This window comes from Collinsella aerofaciens, assembly GCF_039752985.1.
Classification (GTDB): domain Bacteria; phylum Actinomycetota; class Coriobacteriia; order Coriobacteriales; family Coriobacteriaceae; genus Collinsella; species Collinsella aerofaciens_BT.
The window spans coordinates 1-8,653 of record NZ_JBDMHA010000075.1 but is presented as its reverse complement, the minus strand read 5'-3'; the positions used below and the strand labels follow the sequence as shown (position 1 = coordinate 8,653).

8 protein-coding genes are annotated in these 8,653 nt (G+C 57.9%); all 8 read left to right on the top strand.

From position 1 onward, the window contains the following. Nucleotides 1–838 (top strand): HAD family hydrolase (locus ABHR76_RS08885; protein WP_346977427.1); only part of this gene is annotated, 838 nt, incomplete at its 5' end. 448 nt (nt 839–1,286) lie between these two features. After that, the gene (locus tag ABHR76_RS08880) at nt 1,287–1,475 is read left to right on the top strand and encodes a hypothetical protein (protein WP_346977425.1); all 189 of its coding nucleotides are present in this window, start codon (nt 1,287–1,289) and stop codon (nt 1,473–1,475) included. After that, nucleotides 1,463–1,906 (top strand): hypothetical protein, encoded by a 444-nt coding sequence (locus tag ABHR76_RS08875; protein WP_346977424.1) that lies wholly within the window; start codon nt 1,463–1,465, stop codon nt 1,904–1,906. Before ABHR76_RS08880 ends, ABHR76_RS08875 begins: the two co-directional genes overlap by 13 nt. A 17-nt stretch (nt 1,907–1,923) precedes the next feature. Beyond that, nucleotides 1,924–4,527, top strand: a complete 2,604-nt coding sequence (locus tag ABHR76_RS08870; protein ID WP_346977423.1) for a SpaA isopeptide-forming pilin-related protein — start codon at nt 1,924–1,926, stop codon at nt 4,525–4,527. Between the two features lie 39 nt (nt 4,528–4,566). Then, a complete protein-coding gene (locus ABHR76_RS08865; RefSeq protein ID WP_346977421.1) occupies nt 4,567–6,342 on the top strand; it encodes a SpaA isopeptide-forming pilin-related protein in 1,776 nt (591 codons plus the stop codon). Between the two features lie 164 nt (nt 6,343–6,506). Then, nucleotides 6,507–7,646, top strand: coding sequence for a class C sortase (locus tag ABHR76_RS08860; protein ID WP_346977419.1), 1,140 nt, complete (start codon nt 6,507–6,509; stop codon nt 7,644–7,646). Further along, nucleotides 7,606–8,010 carry a family 4 glycosyl hydrolase gene (locus ABHR76_RS08855; protein ID WP_346977417.1) on the top strand — a complete coding sequence of 135 codons (405 nt, stop codon included), beginning with the start codon at nt 7,606–7,608 and terminating at the stop codon, nt 8,008–8,010. Before ABHR76_RS08860 ends, ABHR76_RS08855 begins: the two co-directional genes overlap by 41 nt. A gap of 413 nt (nt 8,011–8,423) precedes the next feature. Further along, nucleotides 8,424–8,653 (top strand): prealbumin-like fold domain-containing protein (locus ABHR76_RS08850; RefSeq protein ID WP_346977416.1); only part of this gene is annotated, 230 nt, incomplete at its 3' end.

The following is an 8,653-nucleotide window of genomic DNA, read 5'->3' as shown; positions in this document are numbered from 1 at the left end:
ACCCAGAAAGGCCCCCATGGACGCCACCTTCAGCCACATCAAAGCTGTGTTCTGCGATATCGACGGTACGCTGCTCACGAGCCAGCACACGGTGTCCCCGCGCACCGTGGCGGCGATCCGCGCCCTGCGCGAGCGCGGCGTGCTCTTTGGCCTGTGCACCGGGCGCGACGCCCACGCGACCGAGGCCATGTACGAGCTCTGGGGCATCGAAGGCCTGGTAGACGTGATGGTGGGCTGCGGTGGCGCCGGGGTCATCGACCGCGCGCACGACATCAACGAGCTGAGCTATCCGCTGCCGGGCGAGACCATCGCGCGCATCTGTAAGCACATGGCGGACCTTCCGGCAACACCCGTCTGCCCCCGAGACGGCGTGTTCTACGTGCCCGAGAGCAACGCGTGCGTCGAGCACCTGTCGCGCGTCGACGGCGTGCCTTACCAGGTGGTCGATTTTGCCGAGTTCTTGCGCGAGCCGCAGCCCAAGGTGATGTTTACCATGGCGCCCGAGGTAATGCCGCGGGTGATTGAGCGGGCGTCGACGTTTGCCGATAACACTGTCAAGGCAGCGGCTCTGCAAACCACGCAGTGGCTCTACGAGTTCATGGATCCGCGCGTGTCCAAGACGCGCGGCCTTGTGCGCGTGGCGGAGCTCAACGACATGGAGCTCCAGAACATCTGCGTGTTTGGCGATGCGGACAACGACACCTGCATGGTGGCCGACGCCGGCGTGGGCGTGGCCATGGCAAACGGCAGCGACGCCGCCCGTGCCGCGGCGGACTTTGTAACCGCGAGCAACGACGAAGACGGTATCGCGATCTTTATCCAGGAGCACCTGCTGTAGTACTGCGCGCTGGACAAAAACCACCACGAAGGGGACAGGCACCTTTGTGGTGGTTCGATCAGGCGTCCCGGCAACCGATTGCCGGGACGCTTATTGTTCCGAGGCGAATCGACGCGGTGAACAAACGACCACTCGCAGCCAAATATCGACCGTTCACAGATTGAGTAGGTTAAAACAAAATGTTGTACAAATAACAACAGAGTGTCATTTCTCTATATTTGCCAGCAGTTCTACCTGCGGTTTTCCATAATTGAAAAATCGAATAACACAGCATGATTAAACAAATGTCAAGGAAAAGACTCTGAGAAAAGAAATTGACAGAATCGGGCTTTTCGTTGTTTAAACAATGAGTAATAATATGTATATCTTGCGCGAGCAATTATAGGTTGCGCGCTCTATACTAATTCGTGAAAGAGCAAGATCGCGGTCTCTTGGGGAGGAGACATCGATGACAGCAAATTCAGATAAATCTAAGCAGGACAATAAAGCGGCACATCGTGTGCTGGCAGGTGTTTTGTGCGGAGCTTCCGTTTTGAGCCTGGTACTGTCGCTCGTTATGCCCCCGATCTCGCAGGCCATCGCCAGCGACACCCAGACAGTTTTTACCGAGGAAACTGTAATGGGGTGCTCAAAGTGAAGAAGTTCGCCGCATGTAGCTTTATGGCAACTGTTCTCGTAGTGAGCACTCTGTTGTCGCCGTTTAGCGCGGTCTCCACCGCAAGCGCGGAAGATGCTGGACATCTCACTCCGGGCATTTACAAGCCAACGCCCATCGGTATTGGTACGAATATCAATGTCTCCACCTCCGATCCCGGCGTTGCCACCTACGTCGGCCGCGACATGTACATCGGTGGTAAGCCGAGCGACACTAATACTCTTAATGCGAGCAATGCCCCCACCGGCTCATATGCCGCTGAGGCGGAGGGCCTTACCGTGGTCCGTGGCAAGCTTGCCATGAATCCTGTCAAGGAGAGTTGGAGCGGCGATGGCTCCGTTTCGGCACCGTTGGTTTTGGCTCGCAGTTTCGTCCCAGTGAGGGAAGCACGGTGCTTGCGGTCGCCGGTATAAAGAGCTCGATTGAGAACATGAACACCGGTCTGGGATCGACCTTAAATACTGCGACGGTTGGTGCTTGGACCAAGGGTGCCTGGGTCGGCAAGTCGAAAGAGAATACCGGCTATGACTACACCGCGCAGATCGCCGGTCCCATTACCTATTGGAATCCTGGCAAGAATTGGAATGCTGACAACAAGCGCCAGTCTGTGGTGAAGACGCAGGGCAACTACTATGAAGGGGAAAATGCGGACGAAAGTTCGCTGTTCAAACAAGTCAACTTCCTCAACAACATTAATGGCAAGGACTATTCGAATTACAGCGGAGAGACAGGCTATCTCACCACGCTCTCTAACCAGCTGAATTCGTTCGCGAAGACGGGCGAAGTGAGCTGCAGCGTTGCTCCGGCGTGCCATCAGGACAACCGCTATATCATCAACAAGTACGACAAGACGAATTGTAGCTATGGCCTGGTGTTTGATGAGTCGTATAAGACCATCAATACGGACTGCGCCGATACGTCGCTCAATGGTAGGCAATTCAAGAATAGCGAGCGTCTTATCAAGTTTAAGGGTGACAACACCTCTATGCAGCAGGTGTTCACCATCGATGCTTCTCAGCTGAGCAATACATACAACAACGAGTATTATCGTGGCGTTGATTTCGCATTCGAGGGCATTCCCAAGGGCGCCTCGGTTGTTGTGAACGTTACTGGATTATCGAATATTGAGTTCCACAATGGCTGGCGCTTTTGGTGGAACGGTACCGAGATTTCGCGTGGTTACGAAACTCGATATTCCGGCACACCGCTGGGCGAGGCATACGCGACGGCTTCTCAATCCGTCATGTGGAACTTTGTCGATACGCAAAGCCTTACCATTCGGGGCGGCATCGCGGGAGAGGACCGCGCGGACTGGGAATACGGTGGCGCAACCACTGGTGCCAAGTGGACTGACGACGATCCTGCGGCGGCTATGATCGGCAGCATCCTTGTACCCGATGGCAGCTTCGATGACCATGTGACCACCAACGGCCGCGTTTATGTGGGCGTCGATTTCTCAATGAACAGCCCGAAGATTGCCGCAACATTTGGTGAGGGAAATACAGCCTCCGTTATCGACATGGACCAGGAGCGTCACAACTTCCCGTGGTCCGGTACCTACACGCCCGGCGGCTCCGCCGTTGCGTGGAGCAAGGTCGATGCGGCGGACGACAAACCGCTCGCGGGTTCCGAGTGGGCCATCTACGCGACTGAGGGCAATGCACGGAAGGATGAGAAACGTATCGTCTCCATTGTGGATAACGGCAAGAATGACTCCGATCCTGCCGTTGGCACCATTCAGTTCAACTACCTGAACCAGAAGGCCAATATTGGCAACCCTGATGACAAAGACTACTTCACGTACTACATTCGCGAGACTAAGGCGCCGGAGGGCTACGAGCTTTCCAATGCGATCTATACCTCGAAGATGTTCCACACGGGCGATGAACTCAACCTTGTGGGCAACGTGGACACAAACGGCAACGAGATTTCCAGTCCGCAGAGCGCCATCGCCAACACCAAGATCACCGGTACGGTGTTTTGGACCAAGGTGGCGGAGGGCGACGCAGGACACACTCCTTTGGCTGGTTCTGAGTGGAAGCTCACCAAGACCAGGGACGCCGATGGTACGGACGTTAACCAGTCCTGGACCGTGAGCGATCAGTCGGATTCGGGTGAGATCACGTGGAAAGACATTGATGGCACGTCTGGCAAGTTCAAGCTCGAGGGCTTGCTGCCGGGTACGTACACGCTTGTTGAGACCCAGGCTCCGATTGGCTACAACTTGAATGACGCGGGTTACGAGTTCAAGGTGTCCAAGGACGGCTCCGTTACGTGGACCGAGGATAAAAAGCCGTCTATTGACGAGAGCGGCAACGCGTACATCTCCGATTCTCTTACCACTACGTCCGTGACGATCCCGGTGACCAAATCTGTTCGCAATACGGACTGGCCGAAGGATTCCAGCGATAAGTACGTTGCGTTCAAATTCAGCATCGAGGCTACAGGGGAAAATAGGGGTAACGCACCTAAGCCCGAACCGACGACTATTTCCGTCGTTCCCTCAGGCTCCACTAAGCTCAACGACGTCACCGCGACCTTTGGCGCCATGACGTTCAACAAGTCGCACCTGTCCGATACCTCCGGTACGGCGGGTGACTACGCCAAGACCTACACCTACACGGTGAAGGAGGTCGCGCCTAACGCCGATGCCATCGACAAGCTCCGCTACTCCAAGGCCGAGTACCAGGTTGCCGTCACGGTGAAGGCCGTCATGGTCGATGGCAAGTACACCGGCCTCACCACCTCGACCACGGTCACCCAGGTGAAGGACGACATGGGCAACGCCCTGGGTGAGAACGGGCAGGGCGTCGTGGTTCAACCCTCCGCCGCCGCGCCCGACGCCATCCCCACCTCCACCTTCACCAACGTGAAAGTTCTCACGGACCTCCCGCTCACCGGCGCGGGTTGGACCGAAAACTCCATGCTCCTCGTGGGCGCCGGTCTCATGCTTCTGAGCGGCATCGCTGCGGGAGCGTATTGGTTCGCTACAAAGCGCCGCCAGGACGACCCGTCCGATGGCGCTGGTAGATAGATGTTTATGAATGTCGGGCTCATTTCTGAAAGGGGAATCATGAACCGATTCGTACAAAAGCTGATCGCCGGCGCCGCCGCCGTAGCGATCGTCGTAACCGGCCTGGTGGGTGGAGCGCCTGTGGCCAAGGCTGATCCCACCTACAGCATTACGATCAACAAGCAGTCGACGGATGCTGCCGATCACGAGTTCAACGGCTGGCAGCTTGCCGAGCTGAAGGACGTTGTTGTTAACAATGACAAGTCGATTGCCTATACGATTGATACCAACGAGAAGCTCGTGAGCACCATCGAGGCCGCGATGGACTTCAATGCTGTCATTGATAAGACGGGCAATGCCCAGAACGTGCTTACTGCCTACAAGCAGGACAAGAACTATTATGTGTCCGACGGCAACTCGTCGAACAACCCTATGGGCTTCCTGATCATGCATGTGTTTAGCAATACCGGAACCCCTAACCTCTCCTCGCCCTGGAACAACGACGCCGCGCTGCGCACCTTTGCCCAGAACCTCGAGGACCAGACCTTCCCTGAGGCTTCTACTGCAACCCCGTTCACCACGGCTACGAACAACAACGCCAATGTGAAAACCTTTAAAGTCCCGGGTATCTGGTTCCTGAAGGACGCTACCAGTCCCGCTGCTGACAAGGAGTCCTTCTCACTGCCCATCATTACGCCGACGAGCATTCCGGACACCGATATCGATGGTGCCGTTACCGTGAAGAACGTGATTCCGAATATCTCCAAGCATCTTGCCAATGCTGACGGCACCTACAACAATGAGCCGTCCTTCTCCGTGGGTGACACCGTGTACTACACGCTTGAGACTACCGTTCCTTACTACACCGGCTATTCGACCGGCCGTGTGTTCAAGATCAACGACACTGCTAGTTCTGCCATTTCTTCGTTTGTCGATGACGCCCCCAAAGGCGTAAACGTTGTATCGGTCAAGGTTGGAGACGTTACTCTTAAGGCGGATACCGACTACAGTGTTTCCTATGCTGCCACTACTGATATCGATGAAAAGTACGCCAATGGTGTAGATACCGTCATCGACCTTGGCAAATACGTGAACCAGAGTGAGGGCGCCACTAAGCTGGACGAGGGCGCAAAGGTGACCGTACTAGTGAGTGCCACCCTTGATGCTGATGCCAAGCTTTCTGATTCCACCGACATCAAGGGCAACCCCAACAAGGACTCACTCACCTGGTCGCACAACCCCAACAACACCTCCGATGAGCAGACCATTCCTGGTGACGAGGTGAATGTCTACTCCTATAAGTTCAACATCTTGAAGACCGCCAAGGACATGACCACTAAGCTCCGGGGTGCTAAGTTCACGATTAAGGCGGGAGACAGCTATCTCGGTTACGAGAACGGCGCATGGAAGACCCTGCCCGCGGCTCCGAAGGATACTCAGGCTGGTGCCGAAGCCGGCGTGTTCGCCACCAAAGCTGATGGCGTCATCGACTTCAATGGTCTCGATGCTGGCACGTATGAGATCGAGGAGATCGTTCCTCCCAATGGTTACACCGCCCTCTCCCTGCCGAAGTTCAACTTTACGGTATCCGCTACGGTGAATGCCAACAATCCCGAGGGTCAGAAGACCATCATTGCCGTTTCTTATGCCAAGGGTACAAACGATAACGACTCTCGCGTCTCCGTTGAGAACTCGACCATCAAGATTTGGAACGCCAAGAACCTCACCGAGCTGCCCTTGACCGGTGACCTGGGCATCAAGGTCTTCATCACCGTGGGCGTGCTGCTCATGGCTGCTGGCGCCGCCTTCGCCCTGAGTGCACGTATGCGCGCTTAATTCCCTAGCTTGATGACGCGGCGAGCGGGCGATCGTCGTCTCCTATCAGCGCCTGCGCGCCGCGTTCTCATCTTCCCTTTCGCCGCACCCCGTCGCGCTTGGACCCGCGGCGGGGTCGGTGCTTTAACCGTGTCCTCGCACCCACACCCCCGGAGGTGAACCACATGGAGGCAATCAAGCCCGTATCGACGATGCGCACGCCGAGGGGCGGTTCGAACCCGGCTTCCACCAGCCGACGTAAACCGCCCCTCGTCCTGCGCCTGCTTTCCCTTCTGTGCTTTGCCGCCGGCTTTGTTATCGTGGCCACGCCCCTCGTCCTGCGCGCCATGTCCCAGGCTGAGCAGACGGCCGCAGTTACCGCGGCACAAAACACCGTGGATGGTTGGCCCTATCCGCAAGCGGAGGAGGCCCTCGCGGCCGCGCGCGCCTACAACGAGCAGTTGGCCGCCGGCGGTCAGGACGTCATCGGCGAGGTTGTGGACCCGTTTGGTAGCACCTCCGGCGCCTCCACCGCAACGGGTGCCAAGGACTCCATCGCCTCGCAAGACACCACGTACCAGGGCCTGCTCGACGCGGGTTCGGGCCTTATGTGCTCGGTGCGTATACCCAAGATCGACGTGAACCTGCCCGTGTACCATGGCACCTCCACCGAGGTGCTCGCTGCGGGCGCCGGCCACCTATATGGAACATCGCTGCCCGTGGGCGGCGCGAGCACGCATGCCGTGCTTACCGGCCACCGCGGCGTGCCAGGCTCGCTCCTGTTCACGCGCCTGGACGAACTGCAGGTTGGCGACTCGTTTTACATCGAGGTGATGGGCGAGGAGCTGGGTTACAAGATCGACCGCATAGACGTGATTGAGCCCGACGACGATTCCAAGCTGCGCGTGACCGCCGGCGAGGACCGCGTGACGCTCATGACCTGCACGCCCTACGGCGTGAACTCGCACCGCCTGCTCGTCTCGGGCGTGCGCGCGGAGATTCCGAACGAGGTGCCCGTGCCCGAGGACGCGCAGGGCATCAACACCACTGCCGTGGCCCTGGGTGTTTTGGGCGCGCTGCTGGCCATTGTTGTGGGTCTCGTTGCGGCCGGGCACGTGCGCAAGAAGCGGCGCGCGGCGCAGCGTGCTGCCGTTGCCGCCGCGGTGACGCTGGACGCCGGCGCGGCTGCTGGCGAAGGCGGAAACGGGTGGACCGCGGGAGCCTCCAGGCCTGCGGTCCCCTTCTCCTCCTCTGCTTCAGCCTCCTCGGCTTCCCCCGATTCCGATGCTGATTCTCCCGAGTATCGCGGGCGACACCTGCGCTAGCGCCCGCGTTGGTGCTCAATATCGCTCGAAGTGTAGCGCCTTCGCTCGCTTCCTGGTCATTTGCCAGAACCGCGGCGCGATTCCGAACATGCCGTACGACGCGATGGCCGAGCTTCCTGCCTACATCGGCAAGAACGGCCCCGAGGTCATCTCGCGCGACAACATCCAGCTGTTCCAGCAGGGCCTCATGATGCAGCAGCTCAACTCCGAGAAGCTCGTGGTCGAGGCGTGCATCGAGGGTCCGTACGAGAAGGCGCTCAAGGCGTTCACGCTCAACAAGACGGTCCCGTCCATGACGGTCGCCAAGGAGATTCTCGACGACATGATCGAGGCCAACAAGGATTTCTGGCCTGAGCTTAAGTAACGAGGCCTTCGACGGCCCGACTGCGAACGGTTCGCTGCGGCCCCTGAGGTCCATAGGCTCCCCCTGGGGTTCATCCAGGGGGAGCCTCTCAGAAGCGCCCCGAGGGGCGCTTCTTGTGTATATGGAGGCAAAAGGGATATACAGTCTTCATATACGGCCTCCTTTTAGTAGGGTCGATTTCTCCGGTTGATTTCTGATCTCAGCTGAACATACTGAGCGGATAGGCCGTTCCCGCAGTTAGCCGAAAGCCCCCGGGGTCCCTCCCGGGCTCCGGGGCGGCATTTTCCCAGTTGAAGGAACGGTGAAGATGTGTTTCGGTGGGTCCGGTGGCCATGCTCCGCTCTCCGCCCGGCACCTCTTCCAAGGGAACCGACGAGGGCGCCGGCGCCCAGTATGTCTAAGTGAACGGTTCTTTGGGCAATACTGCTTATGATTTTACGACTGATAATAAGGGGGAAAACAGCGTCAAAGGCCTCGATGCCGGCACCTACACGGTCGAGGAGACCCATACGCTCCCCGGCTATAACACCGTGCTCAAATTCACGTTCACCATTACTGCCACGGGTCTTAATCAGAACGAGGGCGAGAATACGTTGACGGTGACCACATCCAAGAATGGCTCTGGTCTCGTCACCAATTCCTC